The following is a 23,910-nucleotide window of genomic DNA, read 5'->3' as shown; positions in this document are numbered from 1 at the left end:
TCAGGAGCCGGTGGCCGTGCGGGCGACCGCGACGGCGCGGCCGGCGGTCAGGCCGGGCAGGTTGCCGGTGACGACCGGGTCGCCCGGCGCCAGCCCCTCCACCTGCACCAGATCGCCGCGCGCCCATTGGGCCACCCGCGTGACCGGGCGGCGGACGGTGCGGCCGTCGACGATCACCAGAACGAAATCGCCCTGGTCGTCATGACGGATGGCGACCGGCGGCACCGCGATGGCGCCCGCAGCCTCCGCCACCAGAACCTCGCCGCTGGCGAACATGCCGCCGCGGAGCGCACCGTCCCTGTTGTCGACCGTCACATAGACCGGGATGGCGCGCGATCCCGCCCGCGCCATCGGATTGATGCGGGCGACGCGGCCGGCGAATTCCCGCTCCCCGAAGCCCTCGACGCGAAGCCGGGCGGTCTGACCGACGGCGAGCTTCGCCACCTGTTCCGCCGGGACGGTCGCCTCCACTTCGACCCGCGCCAGGTCGACGATGGTGAACATTGCGGCGTTCACCGCCAGATTCTCTCCTGGATTGACCGAGCGGGTGGCGACCATTCCGTCGATCGGGCTGACCACCACCGCGTCGCGCAGGGCCTTGCGCGCCAGCTCCACCTGGGCGGCCAGCGCGTCCACCTGCGCCCTCTGGAAACCGAAGCTGCTTTCCGCCTGATCCAGGCTGGTGTCGGAGACGATGTTGTTGCGGTTCAGCGTGCGGTTCTTTGCCAGCGTCTTCTCGGCCAGGACCAGCTGGGCGCGGGCGCCCTCCAGATTGGCCTGCTTTTCGTTGAGGCGGGCAGCGAGTTCCACCGTTTCGAAGCGGGCCAGCACTTCGCCCCGGCGGACGGCCTGCCCCTCCCGAACCGGCACCTCGGCCAGCCGGGCCGCCACCTCCGCCTTGACTGCCGACTGCTCCATCGGAGAGACGGAGCCGCTGAGGCGGACGGTCTCGGTCAGCGCACGCGGGGCGACGGCCGTCACCTCCAGCGCCGACAGTTCCACGGGACGCTCGCCGGCGGGCACGGCCGGGGCGGCGGGTGTCGCTGCCGGGCCCTGGGTGCGCCACAGGACCAGCCCACCGACCGCCACCAGCAGAACGACGAGCCAGCCGAGCCACTGGAAGCGCCGCGGGCGGGGCGGGGGAGGAGCGTCGTCTTGCGGTGAGGGGCGGTGCGGCTTGAGCGGCTGGGGGGCCGGGGGAACTGTCCGTTGCGGGGCGGTCATCATGCTCGATCCAGTTCGGCCAGGCCTGCCCGGTCATCAGTATCGACGCCGGCAATGTCGGTGCCGGTTGAGGGCGCGGCCGTCGCTCTCCATTAAGGGTGGCGCCGATGTTCCGTCAAGGTTCCCATTGTCGCGGCTTGTGACGGAACTGTCCTGTTCGAAGGGACAGCGAACATAGGCATACAGACATTTGCCGAAAATCCTAATTGCCCACCTGAGAACAAGGGATCAATAGGGCTTTTTTGGGGCATCTTCGGGACAGGATTCGGAAAACGGTCGCGTTGTCGCTTGACAGGCGTGGGCTATACATCGAAAAGCGATCCAACTCTTGTTCTGCCCGCGCCAACAGCACGGAAATCCCCTCGTGGTAAAACTGAACCTCGCGACGATCAACGCCGCCGGAGCTATGCTGTGCCTTGCGCTCGGCCTTGCCGGCTGTGCCACCGAAGCGCCGCAGGTGCAGACGGCACCCCCTGTCGAAGCAGCCTACGTCCCCGATCCGAACGATCCGCTGTCTCGCTGGGTACCGCTGATCCGAGAGGCGTCCCAACGCTACGATATGCCGGAGAAGTGGATCCGCGCGGTGATGATGCGGGAGAGCAATGGCCGCGCCACCAGCCGCAACGGCAAGGTTCTGACCAGCTCCGCCGGGGCCATCGGCCTGATGCAGGTGATGCCCGGCACCTATGAGCTGATGCGGGCGCAATACGGTCTTGGTTCCGATCCGTCCGATCCGCGCGACAACATCATGGCCGGCACCGCCTATCTGCGCGAGATGTACGACCTGTTCGGCGCCCCGGGATTCCTTGCCGCCTACAATTGCGGACCGGGTTGCTATGCCCAGCATCTGGCCGGCAAGCAGCGCCTGCCGCGCGAGACCAAGCTGTATCTGGCCGCGCTGACCCCGGTGCTGCGCGGCTCCGCCCCCCGCGAGCCGTCGCTGGCGGCCGGCGCGGGCGCCATCGAGATCGCGGTGGTGCCGGACGACGCGCCGAAGCCGCGCGGCGGCCAGCCGGCGGCCCCGGCTCCGCAACAGTCCGAGCCGGCGCCGGTCGTGGTCGCCTCCGCCGAAGCGCCGCCGTCCCGCGCGGTCGAACCGCGTCGCATGGAACCGCGCCCGGCGGAACAGAAGGCCCTCGAACCGGTGGCCGCTCCGGTCCCGGCACCTGCGCCGGTCGTTGTCGCGTCGCTGCCGCAGCCGGCCGCCGCACCCGTCATACCGGTCCAGGTGGCCAACGCCGAGCCGCGCCCGGCTTCGTCGACTCATCGTGTCAGCCCGCAATTCACCACCCAGGTCGCCGAGGCCCTGCTGCCTCCGCAGTCGGTCGGCAAGGGGGAACGCGTGGTCATGCGCTTCGTCTCGCAGCGCGCCGACGGCTGCGGCAGCCTCGCCGGCCGCGACCGGGCGTGTGTGGCGTTGGCCGACGCACAGTAACGGGGACGGACATGGCAAGGGCGGGCGTGCAGCCCCGCCCCGTGGTCGGGAGAGGGCGGATCGCGTATGCGATTCCGCCCTCAACCTTGAGCGGAACATTTTTTACCCTCTTGCGGTCGGATTTGATCCGCATCACTTACGGGTCGCCTCGTCACTGGCATAACGGTGTGATGGACCGGTCCGAACACACATCCAGCCCATATCCGCCTTGCAGCTGCTGCGGCGAAGAGGTTCTGCTTGGCGAGCCCATGTATTGGACGCCGGAGCGGCCGGGACATGTCTGGCACGATCTCTGCGCCCAGCGGGAAGGGCTGCTGCCGGCCAGCCCCAAGCCGGTCCGCGGCAGGCGGCGCGGCACGAAGCCGGGCACCCGGTCACAGGCCGCCGAACCGCTGTTCTGAGGTGGGCGAACAGGTCGGGTTACGACTACCCCACGTCGCGGTGAAGGTGATCAAGTCCTCAGCCGGTAAAGGTCGATCACCTCGTCCATGTAGACGGGCAGCTGGTTCGGGTCGGATTCCTCCTGTCTGACCACTGCGAAGCGCCTGCGCGACTCTTCGCGGCTTCTGGACAGCAGGGCAGGGTCGGCGGCCAGCGCAACCGCCCGTCCGACGAATGTGTCGCCGTCGCCGACGAGGAAGCCCGGCCCGGCGATGCTCGCCACGTCGCCACCGTCGAAGGCCAGGATCGGCAGGCCGGATGCCAGCGCTTGGGCTGCACTGCCGCCGCCGCCTACACGTTGGGGATTCAGGAAGACATCGCAGATCCGAAGGAGCGCGCCGATGCGCTCGACATGGCCGAGACAACGGAGCCGCGCCGCATGGCGGGAGGCGGCGAGACGGCCCAGCAGCGCATCGACGGTTCCGGCGAACAGAACCTCGCCTTGCGGGACCGCATCCAGCACCCGTTCCAGCAGGGCCAGGAACGCGGCATCGACCTCCGCATCCAGCCGGTTTCCGACGACCACATACAGGAAGGCATCGTCCGTCGCACCGAATTCGGCTCGCGTGGCCGCACCGTCATCCTCCCGCAGCGCCATTCCCCGCCGGAAAGGTCGCCAGGAGCGGGCAAGCCGCCCATCGCCCGGCGGCGCCGCCCGGCCGCCGTAATCCAGGACGATGTCGGCGAGCGAGACGGTCTGGCCGCTGGTCGTCGGAATGCACAGCAGCGGCCTTGCGGAGGCCAGCAGATCGGCGACGATCACCGATCCGCCGAAGGCGATCACCAGATCGGGATCGAACTCCTCCACCGCCGACAAGAAGCCGTTGAGCTTTTCGGCGGTGATGCCGGGCGCGGCGGAGGACAGGAGGCGAACGGTCTCGTTGCCGAACCGGACAGTCTGGTCGCCGGACAGGCTCTCTTCCACCGCGGCGGCGAAGGGTGGGATGAAGGGACTGTAATAGCGGTCCGGCATCATGTTGGTGTTCAGCACCAGGACCGTCCGGCCCAAGTCCCGCTGCAGCCTGACTGCCTGGGCCAGCAGGGAGCGCGAGGGCGGGTGCTGGTCGGACAGGAACTGGTTGGTGACCATGACGACCCGGCCGGTCGCCGGTCTGCCCGCCGGTCTGGCTGCCGGTGCCAAACCCAGCCGAAGGGAAATCTGCGTCAGGAAGCGCTCATAGAACGGCAACACCTGCCCGGCCACGAAGTCCGGGACGGACCCCATATCCATGCGCATCAGGAACAGCTGGCGCTGCATGCTCCAGTAGATCTGGTTGATGCCGTCCATCGGTGCCAGATCGAGCACATTGTCCAGCATATCGAGAATGCGCGAATAGCGGCGCAGATCGCCGGAAACATAGGCCAACGCCGATTCCCGGAGGATGGGGTCCAGATCGGCCGTCGCATGGTCCAGCGCCGCCATCGCCTCGACGTCGCTGCCGAGGCCGGCGGCACGCGCGGATTCGCAGGCTGCGGAAATGTCCTTAAGCGCTTCTCCGGTTCCGGCCGGCCCTCGCAGGCGGGCGATCAGTTCGCTCAGGATGGCGGTGCGTAAACCGGACTCTTCCATCTTGCGCTCCTTGGACATGCGCACCGAAGCGTCGGCTTGGCGGGAGACGACGGTGCCGGCCGACCTGTGGCACCGCCCGGACAGCATGACGGCCCGGCGGGTTGATCCGCCGGGCCGGTGTCAGTGCCTTACCCGCCTCACTCCCACTCGATGGTGCCCGGCGGCTTCGACGTGATGTCGTAGACCACGCGGTTGACGCCGCGGACCTCGTTGACGATGCGGTTGGACACGCGCGCCAGGAAGTCGTGGGGGAAGGGATACCAGTCGGCGGTCATGCCGTCGGTGGAGGTCACCGCGCGCAGGGCCAGCACATGGTCGTAGGTACGGCCGTCGCCCATTACGCCCACGGTCCGGACCGGCAGCAGAACGGCGAAGGCCTGCCAGATCGCGTCGTAGAGGCCGGCGTTGCGGATCTCCTCCAGATAGATCGTGTCAGCCTTGCGCAGGATCTCCAGCTTCTCCGGGGTGATTTCGCCGGGGACGCGGATGGCGAGGCCCGGGCCGGGGAAGGGGTGGCGGCCGATGAAGGCCGGCGGCAGGCCGAGCTCGCGGCCGAGAGCCCGGACCTCGTCCTTGAACAGCTCGCGCAGCGGCTCGACCAGCTTCAGCTTCATCCGCTCCGGCAGGCCGCCGACATTGTGGTGCGACTTGATGGTGACGGAGGGGCCGCCGGTGAACGACACGCTCTCGATCACGTCGGGGTAGAGGGTGCCCTGGGCGAGGAACTCCGCACCGCCGATCTTGTGGCTCTCCTCGTCGAAGACCTCGATGAAAAGGCCGCCGATGATCTTGCGCTTCTGTTCCGGGTCGGTGACGCCGGCCAGCTTGCCCAGGAACAGGTCCGACGCCTCGCGGTGGACCAGCGGGATGTTGTAGTGGTCGCGGAACAGCCGCACGACCTCCTCCGACTCGCCGGCGCGCATCAGGCCGGTGTCGACGAAGATGCAGGTCAGCTGGTCGCCGATGGCTTCGTGGATCAGCACGGCCGCGACCGACGAATCGACGCCGCCCGACAGGCCGCAGATCACCTTGCCGCTGCCGACCTGGGCGCGGATCTTCTCGATCGCCTGCTGCTTGAAGGCGGCCATGGTCCAGTCGCCCTTGATGCCGGCGACGCGGTGGACGAAGTTCGCCAGCAGCTGGGCGCCGTGCGGGGTGTGGACCACCTCCGGGTGGAACTGCACGCCGTACATGCGGCGCTGGTCATTGGCGATGGCGGCGAAGGGGGCACCGTCGCTGACCGCCACGGCGCGGAAACCGTCGGGCAGCGCGGTGACGCGGTCGCCGTGGCTCATCCACACCTGCTCCTTCGACCCGACCTCCCACAGCCCGTCGAACAGGGCGCAGGGCTCCTTGATCTCGATGAAGGCGCGGCCGAACTCGCGATGGTCGGAGCCGGAGACGTTGCCGCCCAGCTGCTGGCACATCGTCTGCTGGCCATAGCAGATGCCGAGCACCGGCACCTTCAGGTCGAACACCGCCTGCGGCGCCCGCGGGCCGTTCGCCTCGGTGACGGAGGCCGGGCTGCCGGACAGGATGATCGCCTTCGGGTCATACTCGCGGATGCGCTCGTCGCTCATGCCGAAGGGGTGAATCTCGCAATAGACACCGCTCTCGCGCACGCGGCGGGCGATGAGCTGGGTGACCTGCGATCCGAAATCGAGAATGAGGACGCGTTCGGCGGAAAGGGAAGCGGCGCTGGACATCGGCGAATCCTGATGCGTGGGGACTCAAGTCCCCTCACTACCGCACCTCCGGCCCCGCCGACAAGCGTGCAAGCGGCGTCAGGTCGCGCCAGCCATAGGCGATTTCCACCAGATCGGTGTCGGCGAAGCGGATCGGCCGTTCCGCCACCTTGATCCCGCCCAGCCGCTCGTAGAACCAGCGCGACGGGTTGTCGCGCAGGCACCACACCGCGGCGGAGCGGATCCCGGCGGCCAGGAAGCGGTCGGCCATCGCCGCCATCAGTCGCCGCCCGATGCCGTAACCCTTTGCGTCATCGAGAAGATAGAGCGCATGGAACTCCCCCGCATGGCCCTGCACCGCGACCCGCCGCGTGCCGAAGGAGGCGATGCCGATGATGGTATCGGGCGCCGCGATCAGGCCGGCGACATCGACCGCGACGAAGGCGCCCTGGCCGGGGCCGCGCGTTTCGGCGATGGCTGCCCAGCGCTGCGCGGCGGGCGGCTCCGAGAGGTTGACCAGGAACTGCGCCGGGATCAGGCCTGGATAGGTGGACCGCCAGCTCTGCACATGGACGCGGGCCATGCCGGCGGCGTCCGTTGCGCGTGCCTGGCGGATTGCGACCGTGGTGTCCGTCATCGACCGACCCTCCCGTGCAGCCTCTGTACCAACAGTTTGGATTGCCCATGCAGGAAGTCCAGCCGGAAAAGGAGGCAGGATTTCGACGCTGCCGATGCAGCCCTGCGGTGGTTGCCGCCCCCGCCCGGTTGTCATCGCTGTGCAACGGGGGTAAACAGCCGGAACCTGTTCCGGCGGGTGCCGCGTTCGACCCCATCGACCGCGGCGGCCCGCCAGTCCGCCCCAAGCGCCATGCCGGCGCCGGGCGGGGCTCCGGAGACCGGACACCGCATGTATTCCTCGCCTACGCTTTCCCGTTACATCGGGCGGCAGTTCATCGTCTGGTTCTGCCTGCTGATGGTAATCCTGCTCGCCATCGTGCTGCTGCTGGATACGGTGGAACTGCTGCGCCGCGCCGGCAGCAAGCCGAACGTCACCTTCGGGCTGGTGATCCAGATGGCTCTGCTGAAGCTGCCGGAAATCGGCCAGCAGATCTTCCCCTTCGTCATCCTGTTCGCGGGCATGTTCACCTTCTGGCGGCTGACCCGCAGCGCCGAACTGGTGGTGGCGCGCGCGGTCGGCGTGTCGGCCTGGCAGTTCCTGATGCCGGTGATGTTCGCCGCCGCCGCCATCGGCGTGGTGAAGGTGACGCTGATCAACCCGGTCGGAGCGGTGTTCGTCGCCAAATACGAACAGTTGCAGGACCGATACCTGAAGCTTCAGTCGAGCACGCTGAACATCTCCCGATCCGGACTATGGCTGCGCCAGACCAACGAGAAGGAGCAATTCTTCATCCATTCGGAACTGGTGAACCCGGTGACCTTCGAACTGTCGAACGTCATCGTGTTCCTGTTCGACGCCGACCAGACCTATCTCGGCCGTATCGACGCCCCCAGCGCCGTCCTGAGGGACCGCAAGTGGGAATTGCAGGATGCCATCCTGAACCGGGCCAAGAAGGATCCGGAGCTGCTGGACACCTACACCATCCCGACCGAACTGGACATGACGACGATCGAGGAGAGCTTCGCTCCGCCGGAGACGATCTCCTTCTGGGAACTGCCGCGCTTCATCCACACGCTGGAGACGACGGGCTTCCCCGCCGTGCGCCATCGGCTGCATTACCAGTCGCTTCTCGCCCAGCCCTTCCTGTTCCTGGCGATGGTGCTGTTCGCCGCCGCCTTCTCTCTGCGGCTGCCGCGGCGGGGCGGCACCATGGCGATGGTCACCGGCGGAGTGCTGACCGGCTTCGTGCTGTTCGTGATGACCGACGTGGTGCGCACCTTCGGCATGTCGGAAACGATCCCCATCGTCATGGCTGCCTGGAGTCCGGCCGGAATCAGCCTGCTGCTGGGCACTGCGGCGCTGCTGCATCTGGAGGACGGCTGAGACGCGGGGCCGCGGATCCCATGCCGGGAAGGGTGGGTCCATTCGCCGCAAAGCGCGGGATTATCCCTGTCGGTCATAATTCCGCCCCGTTGGTTTTGCACTGAAAGGGCGAGGTCCGATTCCGTTTGCATGGGGCACCGGCCCCACCGTAATAACGGGCGACCCGTTTTTGGAGCTTGAGCACCATGTCGAGTTTGCGAGCCGTCCGGACCACCGTCGCCGTGGCGACCGCCTGCGCGCTTCTGGCCCTGCCCGCCGCGGCGCAGTCCAGCAAGGCCGCCGCCGGTGCCGCGGCGCCGAGGACGGGCGACGAATCCGCCCGTCCGGCACGGGCGCCGGGGGCGGAGGGCATCGCCGCGGTCGTGAACGACGAGGTGGTCTCGGTCTCCGACGTGAACGCCCGCATCCGCATGGCCCTGCTGAATGCCGGCACCGCCGGCAACGCCGACACGATCCAGCGCCTGACGCCGCAGGTCATGCGCCTGCTGATCGACGAGCGGCTGCAGATGCAGGAGGCCAAGCGCCTGGGCATCACCGTTTCGCCCGCCGAGATCGACGAGGCGATCAAGCGCATCGCCGAACAGAACCGCCTGAACGGCCAGCAGCTTCAGGACATGCTGAAGCGGCAGAACGTGCCCGTCTCCACCCTGAAGGACCAGATCCGCTCGCTGCTGGCTTGGCAGAAGGTGATGCAGCGCCGCATCCGCCAGGAGGTCGTCGTCGGCGAGGACGAGATCGACGCGGCGATGGAGCGGCTGAAGGCCAACATCGGCAAGCCCGAATATCTGGTCGCCGAGATCTTCCTGGCGGTGGACAGCCCCGACCAGGACGACGAGGTGCGGCGCAATGCCGACCGCTTGGTCGAAGAGGTGAAGCGCGGCGGCAATTTCGCGGCGCTGGCCCGTCAGTTTTCGCAGTCCGCCGGTGCCGCGTCGGGCGGCGACCTGGGCTGGGTGCGCAGCGGCGAGCTTTCGCCGGAGGTCGACAAGGCGCTGTCCGGCATGCGCGGCGGCCAGCTTTCGGCGCCCATCCGCACGGCCACCGGCTATCACATCCTGCTGGTGCGCGGCCAGCGGCCGTTCGGCAGCAGCGGCGGCGAGGTGCCGATGCCGGCCGCCCAGCCGGCGGCCCCCCGTCCGCAGCCGCGGCCCGACGTGGCCAAGGCCACGGTCAACATGAAGCAGATCATCATTCCGATCGAATCCCCGGATCAGGCAAAGGCTGTCAAGGAGCAGGCGGAAAAGCTGCGGAAGTCGATCAAGAGCTGTGGCGACTTCCAGGCCCGCGCCAAGGAGACCGGCATGCCGGAATCCGGCGATATGGGCACCATGCGGGTCAAGGACATGGCGCCGGGGTTGCAGAATCTCGCGCTCGGCATCCCGCTTGGGCAGGCCAGCCCGGTGCTGATGAGCCAGGCCGCCGCGGTCATCCTGATCGTCTGCAAGCGCGACGTGCCGATGATCCAGCCGCCGCCGCAAGCCCAGCCGGCCCCGCCGCCGCCGCCCGCGCCGACTCCGATCCAGGAGGCCAAGCTGCCGGGTCGCGACGAGGTGGAACGCGACCTGATCAACGAGCGGGCCGAACTGCTGTCGCGCCGGTACCTGCGCGATCTGCGTCGCACCGCCTTCATCGAGACGCGCCTGTGACGGCCGCCCTGCCGAACAGCCTGCCGCTGGCCCTCACCATGGGTGAGCCGGCAGGCGTCGGCGGGGACATCACTCTGAAGGCCTGGGCGGCACGCCATGAAGCGGCGGTGCCGCCCTTCGTCGTCCTGGACGATCCCGACCGGCTGAGCGCGCTGGCGGCGAAGCTGGGAATGGCGGTGCCGGTCCGGGAGGTCGCAAACCCCGGCGACGCGGTGGCGCTGTTCGATCGAGCCTTGCCCGTCCTGCCGGTGCGGCTCGGCGACCCGGTCGTCGCCGGCACTCCCGACCCGGTGAACGGTGCCGCGGTGATCGCCAGCATCGACCGTGCGGTCGCCCTGGTGCAGGCAGGGCAGGCCGCGGCCGTGGTCACCAACCCCATTCAGAAATCGTCGCTCTATGCTGCCGGCTTTCGCCATCCCGGCCATACCGAATATCTTGCGCATCTGGCCGGCCTGACCGAAGAGCCGATCATGATGCTGGCCGCCGCCGATCTGCGGGTGGTTCCCGTCACCATCCATGTGTCGGTGCGCGATGCGGTCGATCTGCTGACATCGGAGGCCATCGTCCATGCCGGCCGAGTCACCGCGGCGGCGCTGGCGCGCGACTTCGGCATCGAGCGGCCGCGGTTGGCCGTCGCCGGTCTCAATCCCCATGCGGGGGAGGGCGGGGCGATGGGGCGCGAGGAGATCGACATCATAGCGCCGGCCATCGCAACCTTGCGCGCCGACGGCATCGACGTGTCCGGTCCGCGTCCGCCCGACACCATGTTCCACGCCGCCGCCCGCCGCGGCTATGACGCCGCGCTGTGCATGTACCATGATCAGGCGTTGATTCCGGTGAAGACGGTGGATTTCGACAGCGGCGTGAACATCACGCTGGGCCTGCCCTTCGTCCGCACCTCGCCCGACCACGGAACGGCGCTGGACATCGCCGGGACCGGGGCGGCGAACGCGACGAGCCTGATCGCGGCGCTTAGAACCGCGGAGGACATGGCGCGGAACCGACGGAAGCCGGCCATCCCCTGAACGCCGTCTCCCGCAAAAGAAAAAGGAGCGCCGGTGCGCTCCTTTTTTCATGCCGTTTTCCGTACCCGTATCAGCCGCGGTCGTCCGGATCGTACATCGTCGGGCCGCTCTGGTGGTCGTGGTTCGACGGCGCCTGCTCGCGGTGATGATGGGTGCGGGCGATGAAGGGCGCCAGCTCCTGCAGTTCGATGAAATTGTCGGCCTGACGGCGCAGTTCGTCGGCCACCATCGGCGGCTGCGAGCGCACCGTGCTGACGACGCTGAAGCGTACACCCTTGCGCTGCACCGCCTCCACCAGCCGGCGGAAATCGCCGTCGCCGGAAAAGAGCAGGATATGATCGACATGGTCGGCCATCTCCATCACGTCGATGGCCAACTCGATATCCATGTTGCCCTTGATTTTGCGCCGGCCGGAGGCGTCGGTGAACTCCTTGGTCGGCTTGGTCACCATGGTGTAGCCATTGTAGTCGAGCCAGTCGACCAGCGGACGAATCGGGGAATACTCCTGATCCTCGACGAGCGCGGTATAGTAGAAGGCGCGCACGAGTCGCCCTTCCCCGGCAAAGCCGTCCCGCAACCGCTTGTAATCAATGTCGAAGCCCAATGATCGCGCGGCGGCATAAAGGTTCGCGCCGTCTATGAAAAGAGCGAGGCGCTCTTCCTTGTAAAACAACTTGCTGACATCACGCGGCAAAGTCGAATTGCGCTCCAATGCCATAATCCTTTCATCGCTGATTGTGGAAAATTGACGGAACTTGCGCAAAAAGCTCGCGTTCCAGTTTTGAAATCTAGTGTATCATGCGCAAACATACAAGGGGGCAACGCTTACTGACTGTGGCTACCCATCGTTTCGGCAGGACGCCAGTCAGTTTGCGGCTGTTCCTCTGACGCAATGCAGCAGCGCTGTCGTTCGCGCTTGCACCTATCGGGCCACATCCATATAGTCTAGAGCCTCCTATGAATCCGGAGTTCGTCTGGCATGGCCCGCGTTACCGTTGAAGATTGCGTCCTGAAGGTTCCGAACCGTTTCGAGCTGGTCATGATGGCTGCCCAGCGCGCCCGCGAGGTCGCGAGCGGCGCTCCGCTGTCGATCGACCGCGACAACGACAAGAACCCGGTCGTGGCGCTCCGCGAGATCGCGGACGAGACGGTGTCGCTCGAGTATCTGAAGAATGCCCTGATCAAGGGCCACCAGAAGCATGTCGAGCCGGACGAGCCGGAAGAAGAAATCGTCGAGTTGATGGCCGGCGAAAACGATTGGGCCGCCCGAGGCAACAATTCGCTGGGCGATGAAGATGGCATGAGCGAGAGCGACGGCGAGGAGTTGGGCGAGGACGACGACGTCGCTGCCGACATGGACGCCGAGCCGGGCGCCGGTTTCGCCATGACCGAGGATCCCGACGGAGACCTCTGATTCTGGACAACGACCGCAGGACCTGGAGGGGGCGCAACGTCCCCTTCCCGAAGAGAAAGGCGGGGAGCATCCGGCTCCCCTTCGGTTCGAACAGAACCACCACGAACACTTCTGAGGCGCCGCGCGCGCCGGGTCGGGCCGCATGATCCGGCAGTACGAGCTTGTCGAGCGCGTCAAGGCGTATGATCCCAACGCCGACGAGGATCTCCTCAACCGCGCCTACGTCTATTCCATGAAGGCGCATGGATCGCAGACGCGTGCGTCGGGCGATCCCTACTTCCTCCATCCGCTGGAGGTCGCCGGCATCCTGACGCAGATGAAGCTGGACGCCGGCACCATCGCCACGGCGCTGCTTCACGACACGGTCGAGGACACCGTTGCCACGCTCGAGGACATCGAGCGGGTGTTCGGCAAAGAAATCGCCCGTTTGGTCGATGGCGTCACCAAGCTGTCGCGGCTGGAGTTGAACAGCGAACAGGCCAAGCAGGCGGAGAATTTCCGTAAGCTGGTCATCGCCATGTCGGAGGACATCCGCGTCCTTCTGGTGAAGCTGGCCGACCGGCTTCACAACATGCGCACGCTGTTCCACTTGAAAAAGCCGGAAAAGCGCAAGCGCATCGCCCGCGAAACCATCGAAATCTACTCGCCCTTGGCCGAGCGCATCGGCATGCACAAGATCAAGGACGAGTTGGACGACCTTGCCTTCGCGGAGCTGAACCCGGACGCGCGCGACAGCATCCTGGCCCAGCTGGCCCGCCTGCGCAGCGAAGGCGAGAATCGCGTCCAGACCATCATCACCGAACTGCGTGAGCTGCTGGCCTCCGAAGGGCTGCCGGACGCGACGGTGTCGGGGCGCGAGAAGTCGGCCTATTCGATCTGGCGCAAGCTGCAGCGCAAGAATGTCAGTTTCGAGCAGCTGTCCGACATCATGGCCTTCCGCATCACGGTCGGCTCGGTCGGCGAATGCTATCAGGCGCTGGGCGTCGTCCACGCGCATTATCCGGTCGTACCCGGGCGTTTTAAGGACTACATCTCCACGCCCAAGCCCAACGGCTACCGCAGCCTGCACACCGGCGTGATCGGTCCCGGCCGCAACCGGATCGAGGTGCAAATCCGCACCCAGGACATGCACGAGATCGCCGAATTGGGCGTCGCTGCCCACTGGGCCTACAAGCAGGACCACCAGCCGCGCCCGAACGGCGGCGAGTACCGCTGGCTGCGCGAACTGCTGGACATTCTGGAGCACGCGCAGAAGCCGGAAGAGTTCCTGGAACACACCAAGCTGGAGCTGTTCCAGGACCAGGTCTTCTGCTTCACGCCGAAGGGCGACCTGATCGCGCTGCCGCGCGGCGCCACGCCGGTCGACTTCGCCTATGCCGTCCATTCGCAGGTCGGCGACCATTGCGTCGGCGCCAAGATCAACGGCCGCATGCTGCCGCTGCGCACCCAGCTGCAGAACGGCGATCAGGTCGATATCGTCACCTCCAAGGCGCAGACGCCGGTTCCGGGCTGGGAGCGCTTCGTCGTCACCGGCAAGGCCCGCGCCCGCATTCGCAAGTTCCTGCGCACCCAGCAGCGCGCCCAGTACATGGAACTGGGTCGCGGCATGCTGATGCGACAGTTCAAGTCGGAAGGCTACGAGTTCACCGAAAAGGCCCTGGAGGCCGCCACTAAGATCTTCCAGCAGCCCACGGTGGACGACCTGATGGCGGGTGTGGGCTCCGGCCTGCATTCCGTGCGCGAGGTCTTCCACGCCGTTTTCCCTGGGCACAAGGCCCAGACCGCCCCCGCCGTCCGCGAGGTGGAGGAAAGCACGCCGAAGCCGAAGGCGAAGGCACGCAAGGAATCGGCCCTGCCGATCCGCGGCCTGATCCCCGGCATGGCCGTGCATTATGCCCGCTGCTGCCACCCGCTGCCGGGAGACCGCATTGTCGGCATCGTCACCACCGGCAAGGGCGTGACGATCCACACCATCGACTGCGAGACTCTGGAGAGCTTCCACGAATCGCCGGAACGCTGGATCGACGTGTCGTGGGAGACCGGGCCGGATTCGCCGGAGGAGCATGTCGGCCGCATCAGCGTCGTCATCGCCAATGAACAGGGCTCGCTCGGCACGCTGTTCACGGTGATCGGCAAGAACCAGGGAAATGTCATCCATCAGAAGATCACGAATCGCAGCACCGACTATTTCGAGCTGCTGATCGATATCGACGTGAAGGATGCCAAGCACCTGACCAACATCATGGCCGCCCTGCGTGCGACCCCGGCCATCCATTCGGTGGAGCGGGCACGGGGACGCTGAACACTCCGTCATTCGACGGTGAAATCCCTGTCATCCGCAGGTGAATCGGTCGGTTCGGCGTGACGGAACGCCGGCGCACCGCTATATAGACGGAATCGCTCCCGCCCGTTCCGGTGGGCGGCGACGCTTTGGAGTCCGTGCATGTCCCGTTTCCTGCGCCTCGGCGTGAACATCGACCATGTGGCGACCGTCCGCAACGCACGCGGCGGGATGCATCCCGATCCCGTGCGTGCGGCAAGGCTCGCCATCGAGGCCGGGGCCGACGGGATCACCGCCCACCTGCGCGAGGACCGGCGCCACATCGTGGATCGCGACATCGAGCGGCTGATGGCCGAGATCGACCGTCCGCTGAACTTCGAGATGGCGGCGACCGACGAGATGCTGGCGATCGCGTTGCGGCACAAGCCGCACGCCGCCTGCCTCGTCCCGGAAAAGCGCACCGAGGTGACGACGGAAGGCGGGCTGGACGTGATCGGCCAGTACGACCATCTGGTGCGCCCGGTGGGGGAGCTGAGCGCCGCCGGCATCCGCGTCTCGCTGTTCATCGATCCGGAGCCGGCGCAGCTCGACGCCGCCAAGCGGCTCGGCGCTCCGGTGGTCGAACTGCACACCGGCGCCTATTGCGACGCCGTCGAGCCGGCGGAGCGCGAGGCCGAGCTGGCGCGCATCGTCCGTGCCGCGGCACATGCCGAGGCGATCGGGCTGGAATGCCATGCCGGCCATGGCCTGAGCTATGACACCGTCGGCCCGGTGGCGGCGATCCAGACCATCGTGGAGCTGAACATCGGTCATTTCCTGATCGGCGAGGCGATCTTCGTCGGTCTGACAAACTCCATCGCGCGCATGCGCAAGGCCATGGACACGGCGCGAGCCGCGGCGGCATCCGCATGATGATGTCCGGCACCATCCTCGGCATCGGCAACGACCTGATCGACATCCGGCGGGTGGAGAAGTCGCTGGAGCGCTTCGGACAGCGTTTCATCGACCGCATCTTCACCGAGGTCGAGCAGGCCAAGTCCGAACGCCGCGCCGGTTCCGCGGCAAAGAACAACGCCCGCGCCTCGACCTACGCCAAGCGCTTCGCCGCCAAGGAGGCTTGCTCCAAGGCGCTGGGTACCGGCTTCCGCGACGGGGTGTTCTGGCGCGACATGGGGGTGGTCAACCTGCCGTCCGGCCAGCCGACCATGCGCCTGACCGGCGGGGCTCTGGCCCGGCTGGAGGCGATCACGCCGCCGGGCATGCGCGCCCGCATCCATGTGACGCTGACCGACGAATACCCGATGGCCGAGGCCTTCGTCGTCATCAGCGCCGAACCGATTGAGTCCGCCACCATCGAGGCCACAATGCCCACCAATACGGCGACCCCAGAATGACCTTTCAGAAAGAAACGGCGTCCAACGCCAAGAGCAAGGAATCCGGGTTCGTCGAAACCGTGAAGACGGTGTTCTTCGCGGTTCTGATCGCTTTCGGCGTGCGGACTTTCGCGTTCGAGCCCTTCAACATCCCGTCGGGGTCGATGATCCCGACATTGTTAATCGGCGATTACCTGTTCGTGTCGAAGTTCAGCTACGGCTACAGCAAATACACGGTCGGCTTCGGCCTGCCGCTGTTCGAGGGCCGGATCCTGGGCTCTCAGCCGGAGCGGGGCGACGTGGCGGTGTTCAAGCTGCCGCGCGACAACAAGACCGACTACATCAAGCGCGTCGTCGGATTGCCCGGCGACAGCATCCAGATGATCGGCGGCATCCTGCACATCAATGGACAGCCGGTGAAGCGCGAGCGGATCGAGGATTACGTGACCACGGATTCGCTGGGCCGCAGCATCCGCACCGCGCAGTTCGTCGAAACCCTGCCCAACGGCCGCAGCCACCGCATCATCGAGGAGTCGGACAACGGCCCGCTCGACAACACGCCGGTGTTCAAGGTTCCGCCCGGCAACCTGTTCATGATGGGCGACAACCGCGACAACTCGCTGGACAGCCGCGTGCCGTCGCAGGTTGGCTTCGTTCCCATCGAGAACATGGTCGGCCGCGCCGAATTCCTGTTCTTCTCGCTCGACGAGGGCACGCGCTTCTACGAGATCTGGCGCTGGCCGGTCGATCTGCGCTTCAGCCGCCTGTTCAACGGAGTCCGGTAAGTGTCCACCGTCACCAATGCGCCCGCCGACGCGGGGGCCGGCTCCGAAACCGAGACCGATGGCGCCGTCCAATCCGCCGATGTGGCGGAACTGGCGCGCGCGCTGGGTCATGAGTTCGCCGACCTGTCGCTTTTGCGCGATGCGGTCACCCATCCCAGCCTGATGGGGCTGGAGCGGGCCGGCCGCAAGTCGCACAAGGGGCCGGGCATCGCCTATGAGCGGTTGGAGTTCCTGGGCGACCGCGTCGTCGGGCTGGTCGTCGCGCAGTGGCTGCTGGAACGCTATCCCAACGAACGCGAGGGCGCGCTCGCCAAGCGCCATGCCGCGCTGGTGCGCCGGGAATCGCTGGGCCGCGTCGCCGACACCATCGGGCTGGGCGCCTATCTGCGCCTGTCCCCGGCGGAAGCGTCGAGCGGCGGGCGCGAGAACCGGACGATCCTGGGCGACGCTTGCGAGGCGGTGCTGGGCGCCATGTATCTCGACGGCGGGCTGGAGCCGGTGACGCGCTTCGTCCGCCAAGCCCTGGCGGGCGAGATCGACAAGGCGACGCCGCCGCCGCTGGACAGCAAGACGACGCTGCAGGAATGGGCGCAGGGGCGCGGCAAGCCGTTGCCCCGTTATGAACTGATCGAACGCAGCGGCCCGGCGCACGAGCCGCTGTTCGTGGTTGCGGTGCATGTAGCGGGAATGGAACCGGTCAGCGGTTCCGGATCGTCTAAGCGCATCGCGGAAAAGAAGGCTGCCAGCACATTGCTGCGCCAGGTAGGAGTGCAAGTCGATGACTGACGGTCGCGACGACATCGACAAGACCAAGAGTGAGACGCCCAGTTCCGAAGCTCCGGAGCCGAAGCCGGAATCCCAGGAGTCGAAGTCCGTGAAGGACGACGAGGCGCTGGACCAGGAGGACGGCGACGTCGAGGGTGAGGACGCCGAAGAGGGCGACTTCGAAGACGAAGATTATGAAGACGGCGACTATGAGGATGACGATGAGGATGCTCCGCGCGGGCAGCCCATCTCCGTCCTGCCGCCGCTGCCGACGATGCCCGAGCATCCGCGCTGCGGCTTCATCGCCCTGGTCGGCGCGCCGAATGCCGGAAAGTCGACGCTGCTGAACGCAATGATCGGCAGCAAGGTGTCGATCGTCAGCCCGAAGGTGCAGACCACCCGCACCCGCGTGCTGGGCATCACCATCCAGGGCGACGCCCAGATGATCTTCGTCGACACCCCCGGCATCTTCAAGCCGAAGCGCCGGCTGGACCGCGCCATGGTGGCGGCGGCCTGGCAGGGGGCGGAGGACGCCGATGTCATCGGCGTGCTGTACGACGTGTCGCGCCGGTCGATCGACGAGGACACCCGCAGCATCGTCGCCCGCCTGAAGGAGCAGGGGCGCGAGGCGATCCTGATCCTGAACAAGATCGATCTGGTGAAGCGCGACGTCCTGCTGGGCATCGCCGACGCCTTCCGGCAAGAAGGGATCTTCTCCGATATCTTCATGGTGTCGGCCTTCACCGAGGACGGCGTCGCCGACCTGAAGCAGTTCCTGGCCGATCGCCTGCCGGAAGGGCCGTGGCACTTCCCGGAAGACCAGATCTCCGACATGCCCATGCGTCTGCTGGCGGCGGAGATCACCCGCGAGAAGCTGTTCCTGCAGCTTCACCAGGAGCTTCCCTATTCCGCCACGGTCGAGACCGAGGTGTGGGAGGAGTTCGAGGACGGCTCGGTAAAGATCTCGCAAGTCATCTTCGTGCAGCGCGAAAGCCAGAAGGCCATCGTGCTGGGCAAGGGCGGCCAGCGGATCAAGGCTCTCGGCTCTGCCGCGCGTGGCGAACTGCAGGGAATGCTGGAGCGCCGCGTCCACCTGATCCTGTTCGTGAAGGTGCGCGAGGGCTGGGTCGACGATCCGGAACGCTATTCTGCCTGGGGCCTCGACTTCGGGGCTTCGTAATGAAAAAGGCCCTCTCCCGACCGGGAGAGGGCCATTTCCTTTTGGTCGGCGGCGGCCGGTGGTCTGGCCGGTGGCCTCAAGCGGCCAGCAGACGCAGGTGGCCGTCGAAATCGTCGAGTGCGCGCATGAGGTCCATCATCGCCTGATCGGCCTGGGCGCGGGCGAAGGGCCATGCGTCGTCATCGGCCAGATGAGCGGCCTCGATGCGGGCGATGGCGCGGTTGTTAAGGCCGCGGAGACGGTCGAGGGTGCGCTCCCACGTCTCGCGCCGGTCGCTGTCCGCGCGCTCCACCATCGACCGGAGGGTCTCCATCCGGTCAGTGGCACGAAGGACGAGATCGCGGCTCAGCGTGTCGAAGGCGTGCCGGTTGCGGCGGCTCATGAAAATCCTCCCTTGATCCTCAACCGTTTCAGACGTCCCGGTCGGACAGAACGATAGCGCCGGACCAATGCTGCAAAAACGCATCGGAAGCGCAGGCGGCACAGCCCGTTTGGGAGATGGCCGCGATGCGGTTGCGAAATACGTGAGCAGTTGCGGAACGGCGTGCTGAATCCAAATCCCGCCGGGCTGCCCGATCCTTTAGGGACAAGGCAAACCCGGTGGCCGAGGAAGTCTTCCTGGTTGGATTGCGTTTCCTCCAGGGCCGGTTTCATCCGGCCCATTGGCTTTTTTATACGCCGACATTTTGACGACGTTCTTTTGTTTTGGTGACGCTTTTGTGCCGGATTGGGTGTGTCGGGTCAATCCGCCCAAAAATCATAGACGGGGCGCATTCTGTCGCAGCCGAAAGGCGAGGTTGTAGACCCGGTATCGACCTGAAAGTCGGAAGTGGTAGAGCTTGCGATAACGCAGTTTGCCCGGTGGCCGTTACTCAACAGTGATTATTCGGCCGCGATTGCATAGGCTGGAACGGCTTCGGCATTGGCCGGTTCGGGCACCGCCGTGCCGCAGCAGGGGGCCGGAACGGCGGTCGCGGCGATGGTGGCGGCCTGCTGGGCCATGGCGGCGCGATGTTCGCTGGCCATGCTGCGCATCATCGGCACGCATTTTCCGCACTGGACCTGGCAGTTGTGATGGCGGAACACCGAGGCCGGGTTGGTAGCGCCATTGTCCAGCGCGGCCTTGACCTTCTTGTCGTTCAACGCGTGGCAGATGCAGACGTACATAAGCCCTCGGCGATCGGCGGTGTGAGAAGATTGTCCTGAACCCAGGATTACCTGAGACTGAGAATCGTTGTCAACGCCTGCTTTGCGAACCAGTCGCATATAAGAGGTTTCGAGACGCTTTGTCACAGCCCCCTTCGCGTCACCGCGAAAGTGTCAGGCCGCATCCTTGCGCTTGCATTCGCCGGCCGGCAGCGGTAGCCCCTGGGGAATGGACGACAGCACCCCCCAAAGCACCTCCGCTTCCCTGCCGCAAGCCGCTCCCGGCGCGGTGGTGACCCCGCTCGGCCAGACGGTCTATCTGGCAGCCGACGGCTTTCTCGACGATCTGGTGGCGGAACTGGGGGAGGTCGCAGCGGTCGACGGCCGGCTGGTCTTCGTCGACGGCCCCGCGAGGCCCGCGGCCTGGGCGCAGAACATCTGGTACGATCCGGTGCGCATCGAATTCACCTCGATCAAGAGCGGGGCGAAGGCGTTGCGCGGTATTCAGCGCAATTGGGCGCTGTGGTCGCAGCGGCATCACCGCCGTGCCGCCCTGATCCAGGAGAACCTGCCGCACGTCTCGGCCAAGCCGGTGATCTTCCCGTCGCCGCTGCCGACGGCGCCGCTGGGGTCTTGGACGCTGACCGACGAGTCCACCATCATCGCCGCCGCCCGTTGTGCCAGCCCCTTCCGCAACGGCGAGGTCACCTTCGTCGAGAACCGCACGGCTCCGCCCAACCGCGCCTATCTGAAGCTGTGGGAGGCCCTGACCCTGTTCGGGGAACAGCCGGGGCCGGGCGATCGCTGCCTCGACCTCGGCGCCTGTCCTGGCGGCTGGACCTGGGTGCTGCACGAGTTGGGCGCGTCGGTGGTCAGCGTCGACAAGGCGCCGCTTGATCCGGCCATCGCTGCGCTGCCGCGGGTGGAGATCCGCCAGGAAAGCGCCTTCGGCCTGAAGCCGGCGACCGTCGGCCCGGTCGACTGGCTGTGCTGCGACGTGATCTGCTACCCGACCCGCCTGTTGCGGCTGGTGAAGGAGTGGATGGACAGCGGACTGGCCAAGCGCTTCGTCTGCACGCTGAAGTTCCAAGCGGAAACCGACCATGAGACCGCCCGCGCCTTCGCCGCGATCCCCGGCGGCAGGGTGCTCCACCTCCACCACAACAAGCACGAACTGACCTGGATGTGGCCGGCGAAGTGAGCGCCGGCGTTCACGCCAGCGCCCGCCCCTCGGCGAAGCCATAGCTGACGTAATGCTGCTTGGCGCCGGCGACGCTGCCGCCCACGGCGGCGTTGACGTCGGGATTGGCGGCCAGATAGGCGGGGGCGTTGAAGCCGGCGAGGGAGCGGCCCTCGAAGCGTCCATTGACGATGTAGTGCAGTTCCGCCGCCTCCCGGTTGTCGCCGTAGGCGGCGATCAGGTCGGCGTTGCCGGCCTGATAGGACAGCGTGTCGAACAGCGTCGAACTGCGGCCTTCACGGTTGCCGATCTCGATGTAATGGCGGGTCGCGGCTCCGACATCGCTACCGAAGGCGCTCAGCAGGTCACCGTAGCCGGCCAGGTAATTGTAGGGATTGAAGCCGGTCAGGCTACGCCCCTCATAGACGCCGGAGCCGATGAGATGCTGCGTTGCCGCGGCGGCGTCGGTGCGGAAGGCGCCGATCAGGTCGGCGTTGGACGCGATGTAGCGAAGTGGGTCGAAATTGCCGGACACGCTGGCCGACAGGGCGGTGCCGGTGTCGGAGAAACGCAGGTATTCGACGTTGGTCAGCAGATCGACGCCGTCGGCGCCGCTGACGACGTAGCGGCTGGCGTCAAGCTGTTGCACGCGATACTGCGACCGGCTGCCGCTGAACACCACGGTATCGGTGCCGCCGCCACCGTCCAGCACATTGCCCAGCCTGTTGACGGTGAATGTGTCGTCGCCGCTTCCGCCGACCGCCAGTTGGACCGTGGTTCCATAGGCCAGCGCCAGGAAGGTCGTGCCTCCGGCGCTGCTGAACGCGCCCGACCGCAGATCCAGCGACAGTGCTGCCGCCTGCGCGCTGCCGTTCAGCGTGTTGCGGCCGTTCGGGTCCCACAGCGTGGTGAAGCTGCCGGTGTTCAGCACATAGCTGCTGTCCCCGGCTCCGGCGGCCATGTTGGGGCCGTAGAGATATTGGATCGCCGCGATGTCGTAGAGGCTGGGCCCGGTCAGGTAGGTCCCCGATGGCAGCGCGCCGTTTGCGACATAGGACATGATGCTGTACGCGTAATTGTCCGTCGCCGACGGAAGATAGGGCCCCTCGGTTCCAGTGCTGTCGCCAGCGTCGTAGTTGCCGGGATGCTTCAGGCCCAGCGCGTGGCCGATCTCGTGGACGACCGTCATGTAGGCATAGCTTCCCGCCGTCGGGTTAACGTTGCCGATGCTGTCGTTGGCGAGGAAGACGTCGCCTCCCTGCGGTGAGGGGAACGGATAATAAGCATAGGCCGCGGTGATGCCGTTCTGGCGGTTGGTGCCGAACCGCATGGTGGCGCCGGAAGCGTCGGACGTCTCGACGAAGCCGATGTTGGCGACGCCGCTCCAGGCCGCAAGCGCCTGCCGGACGGCGGCGCGTTGTTCATTGTTCATCGTCGCGAAGCCGGCGGCGTCCGCATCGGCCACCTGCCGAGAGCTTGTCGCGAAGCCGTAGGTGACGGTGACCGCCCCGCCGACGGAACTGCCGTCCAGAACGGCTCCGCCGGTACCCCAATGCGGCGCTCCGCTGGTCAGAAGGGCGGAGATGTAGTCGGTCAGCACGGGCTGGCTCATGGATGCTTGGCTCTTGCGAGGGAAAGGGAAGGGGCGACGGGACCGGGCGCCGGTCAGGCGCGGCGTAGGGCCAGTTCGATTGATGGGCGGAGCATGGACGCCGCGGCATAGCCGATCTCCACCGCCTCCGCCGCGCGGTCGAACTCCAGAATGCCGATATGGGCCAGCCTCGGCGCGATGAGAACGTCCGGCGGCTCGCCGGCCAGACGGGAGCGGGTGATGCGGTCCTGCATGATGTCGATGGAGCCCGCCATCACCTCCAGCGCGTTAGGCATCTGCTTGTGGGCGTGGGCGTCGTCGATCTGGTCGGCCAGGAACTGGGTGCGCCGGCTGGGCTTGCGGCCGAGCCAGGTGGAGATCTGGCTGGTCAGATGCGACAGCGCCGGGGAGCCGGCATCGCCGCCGGCCACCACCGCCTCCGGCATCGGGGCCGGAGCCTTGGCGGCGGGCTTGCCGTTCGTACGCCCCCCATTGGCGCGGCCATTGGGGCGGCCGAGCGGGGACAATTCGCTGTTCAGGTTCACCGCCACCACCACGTCGGCCCCCAGCGCCCGGCAAAGCGACACCGGAACCGGGTTGACCAGAGCGCCGTCCACCAGCAGGTGATGGTCGCGCCGCACCGCAGGGAACAGGCCGGGCATGGCGGCCGACGCCATCACCGCCGACATCAGCGGCCCGTCGCGCAGCCAGATCTCGCGCCCCGTCGACAGGTCGGTGGCAACCGTGGCGAAAGGCAGCCGCAAATTCTCGATCAGGATGTTGCTGCGGTCGTTGTCGAAGCGGCCGAACGCCTTTTCGGCGGCGACCAGCCCGCCGCGCCGGAAGGTGAGATCGATGATGCCCAGCATGCCGAGCCAGCCCATCTTCTGCGCCCAGGCCTGAAGCTCGTCCATCTGGTCGGTCAGATAGGCGGCTCCGACGGCGGCGCCGATGGAGGTCCCGCAGATGACGTCCGGTTCGATCCCGCTCTCCTCCAACGCGCGCAGGACACCAATATGCGCCCAACCCCGGGCTGCCCCGCTGCCCAGCGCAAGCCCGATCTTCAGGTCGGTTCCCTTCGCCATCCGCATCCCCCATCGGTGCCGCCCGGCCGACCCCGGCGGCTTGGTCTAGAGCGTATCATCTAGGAATTGCCTGCGGGTTACG

22 protein-coding genes are annotated in these 23,910 nt (G+C 66.8%); 13 read left to right on the top strand and 9 right to left on the bottom strand.

What is annotated here, in order from left to right:
* Window positions 1-1,227: an efflux RND transporter periplasmic adaptor subunit gene (locus FZ983_RS00815; protein ID WP_247883512.1), complete on the bottom strand. Its 1,227-nt coding sequence runs from the start codon at window positions 1,225-1,227 to the stop codon at window positions 1-3.
* Between the two features lie 361 nt (window positions 1,228-1,588).
* Here FZ983_RS00815 and FZ983_RS00810 point away from each other — a divergent pair, with 361 nt between their 5' ends.
* Window positions 1,589-2,659, top strand: a complete 1,071-nt coding sequence (locus FZ983_RS00810; protein ID WP_247883511.1) for a lytic transglycosylase domain-containing protein — start codon at window positions 1,589-1,591, stop codon at window positions 2,657-2,659.
* Between the two features lie 248 nt (window positions 2,660-2,907).
* Entirely contained in the window at window positions 2,908-3,060 is a 153-nt protein-coding gene (locus FZ983_RS33930; protein ID WP_188092218.1) for a hypothetical protein, read from the top strand.
* A 50-nt stretch (window positions 3,061-3,110) separates the two neighbouring features.
* Here the strand turns inward: FZ983_RS33930 and FZ983_RS00805 are convergent, their stop codons facing one another.
* From FZ983_RS00805 to FZ983_RS00795, 3 genes are read right to left on the bottom strand one after another with little or no spacing between them, the layout of a single operon-like run.
* Window positions 3,111-4,757 (bottom strand): glycosyltransferase, encoded by a 1,647-nt coding sequence (locus tag FZ983_RS00805; RefSeq protein WP_247883510.1) that lies wholly within the window; start codon window positions 4,755-4,757, stop codon window positions 3,111-3,113.
* Window positions 4,758-4,807: 50 nt separating this feature from the next.
* Window positions 4,808-6,376, bottom strand: coding sequence for a glutamine-hydrolyzing GMP synthase (guaA, locus tag FZ983_RS00800; protein ID WP_149221752.1), 1,569 nt, complete (start codon window positions 6,374-6,376; stop codon window positions 4,808-4,810).
* Between the two features lie 37 nt (window positions 6,377-6,413).
* Window positions 6,414-6,992, bottom strand: a complete 579-nt coding sequence (locus FZ983_RS00795; protein WP_149221751.1) for a GNAT family N-acetyltransferase — start codon at window positions 6,990-6,992, stop codon at window positions 6,414-6,416.
* Between the two features lie 270 nt (window positions 6,993-7,262).
* Between FZ983_RS00795 and lptG the strand changes: the two genes are divergently transcribed.
* The 3 genes from lptG (at window position 7,263) to pdxA (ending at window position 11,028) form a co-directional block, all read left to right on the top strand.
* Window positions 7,263-8,357 (top strand): LPS export ABC transporter permease LptG, encoded by a 1,095-nt coding sequence (lptG, locus tag FZ983_RS00790; protein ID WP_149221750.1) that lies wholly within the window; start codon window positions 7,263-7,265, stop codon window positions 8,355-8,357.
* Between the two features lie 185 nt (window positions 8,358-8,542).
* Window positions 8,543-10,003, top strand: a complete 1,461-nt coding sequence (locus FZ983_RS00785) for a peptidylprolyl isomerase (RefSeq protein WP_149221749.1) — start codon at window positions 8,543-8,545, stop codon at window positions 10,001-10,003.
* Window positions 10,000-11,028: a 4-hydroxythreonine-4-phosphate dehydrogenase PdxA gene (pdxA, locus tag FZ983_RS00780; protein ID WP_149221748.1), complete on the top strand. Its 1,029-nt coding sequence runs from the start codon at window positions 10,000-10,002 to the stop codon at window positions 11,026-11,028. The genes FZ983_RS00785 and pdxA overlap by 4 nt, the downstream gene beginning before the upstream one ends.
* A gap of 70 nt (window positions 11,029-11,098) precedes the next feature.
* Here pdxA and FZ983_RS00775 read toward each other — a convergent pair whose 3' ends face one another.
* The gene (locus FZ983_RS00775) at window positions 11,099-11,746 is read right to left on the bottom strand and encodes an NYN domain-containing protein (protein WP_149222424.1); all 648 of its coding nucleotides are present in this window, start codon (window positions 11,744-11,746) and stop codon (window positions 11,099-11,101) included.
* Between the two features lie 261 nt (window positions 11,747-12,007).
* Here FZ983_RS00775 and rpoZ point away from each other — a divergent pair, with 261 nt between their 5' ends.
* From rpoZ to era, 7 genes are all read left to right on the top strand, one after another.
* Window positions 12,008-12,442: a DNA-directed RNA polymerase subunit omega gene (gene rpoZ / locus FZ983_RS00770; RefSeq protein ID WP_149221747.1), complete on the top strand. Its 435-nt coding sequence runs from the start codon at window positions 12,008-12,010 to the stop codon at window positions 12,440-12,442.
* 142 nt (window positions 12,443-12,584) lie between these two features.
* Window positions 12,585-14,744 (top strand): bifunctional (p)ppGpp synthetase/guanosine-3',5'-bis(diphosphate) 3'-pyrophosphohydrolase, encoded by a 2,160-nt coding sequence (locus tag FZ983_RS00765; RefSeq protein WP_149221746.1) that lies wholly within the window; start codon window positions 12,585-12,587, stop codon window positions 14,742-14,744.
* Window positions 14,745-14,885: 141 nt separating this feature from the next.
* Window positions 14,886-15,635, top strand: coding sequence for a pyridoxine 5'-phosphate synthase (locus FZ983_RS00760; RefSeq protein ID WP_149221745.1), 750 nt, complete (start codon window positions 14,886-14,888; stop codon window positions 15,633-15,635).
* Entirely contained in the window at window positions 15,632-16,117 is a 486-nt protein-coding gene (gene acpS, locus FZ983_RS00755; RefSeq protein WP_149221744.1) for a holo-ACP synthase, read from the top strand. The genes FZ983_RS00760 and acpS overlap by 4 nt, the downstream gene beginning before the upstream one ends.
* On the top strand, window positions 16,114-16,881 hold the full coding sequence (lepB, locus tag FZ983_RS00750) for a signal peptidase I (RefSeq protein WP_149221743.1): 768 nt from the start codon (window positions 16,114-16,116) through the stop codon (window positions 16,879-16,881). The genes acpS and lepB overlap by 4 nt, the downstream gene beginning before the upstream one ends.
* A complete protein-coding gene (rnc, locus tag FZ983_RS00745) occupies window positions 16,882-17,667 on the top strand; it encodes a ribonuclease III (protein WP_149221742.1) in 786 nt (261 codons plus the stop codon).
* Between the two features lie 253 nt (window positions 17,668-17,920).
* On the top strand, window positions 17,921-18,826 hold the full coding sequence (gene era / locus FZ983_RS00740) for a GTPase Era (RefSeq protein ID WP_044550586.1): 906 nt from the start codon (window positions 17,921-17,923) through the stop codon (window positions 18,824-18,826).
* Between the two features lie 76 nt (window positions 18,827-18,902).
* Here era and FZ983_RS00735 read toward each other — a convergent pair whose 3' ends face one another.
* Both FZ983_RS00735 and FZ983_RS00730 read right to left on the bottom strand, forming a co-directional pair.
* Window positions 18,903-19,208, bottom strand: coding sequence for a hypothetical protein (locus tag FZ983_RS00735; protein ID WP_149221741.1), 306 nt, complete (start codon window positions 19,206-19,208; stop codon window positions 18,903-18,905).
* A 500-nt stretch (window positions 19,209-19,708) separates the two neighbouring features.
* Window positions 19,709-19,993, bottom strand: a complete 285-nt coding sequence (locus tag FZ983_RS00730) for a (2Fe-2S)-binding protein (protein WP_149221740.1) — start codon at window positions 19,991-19,993, stop codon at window positions 19,709-19,711.
* A 208-nt stretch (window positions 19,994-20,201) separates the two neighbouring features.
* Between FZ983_RS00730 and FZ983_RS00725 the strand changes: the two genes are divergently transcribed.
* Window positions 20,202-21,173 carry an SAM-dependent methyltransferase gene (locus FZ983_RS00725; RefSeq protein WP_247883509.1) on the top strand — a complete coding sequence of 324 codons (972 nt, stop codon included), beginning with the start codon at window positions 20,202-20,204 and terminating at the stop codon, window positions 21,171-21,173.
* 10 nt (window positions 21,174-21,183) lie between these two features.
* Here FZ983_RS00725 and FZ983_RS00720 read toward each other — a convergent pair whose 3' ends face one another.
* Together FZ983_RS00720 and FZ983_RS34970 are read right to left on the bottom strand one after the other, a co-directional pair.
* The gene (locus tag FZ983_RS00720; protein WP_149221739.1) at window positions 21,184-22,764 is read right to left on the bottom strand and encodes a M10 family metallopeptidase C-terminal domain-containing protein; all 1,581 of its coding nucleotides are present in this window, start codon (window positions 22,762-22,764) and stop codon (window positions 21,184-21,186) included.
* A 53-nt stretch (window positions 22,765-22,817) separates the two neighbouring features.
* Entirely contained in the window at window positions 22,818-23,828 is a 1,011-nt protein-coding gene (locus FZ983_RS34970; RefSeq protein WP_149221738.1) for a patatin-like phospholipase family protein, read from the bottom strand.
* Window positions 23,829-23,910: the final 82 nt, after the last annotated feature.

It is taken from the genome of Azospirillum sp. B21 (assembly GCF_008364825.1).
Taxonomy (GTDB): domain Bacteria; phylum Pseudomonadota; class Alphaproteobacteria; order Azospirillales; family Azospirillaceae; genus Azospirillum.
This window is presented reverse-complemented; position numbering and strand designations above follow the sequence as displayed.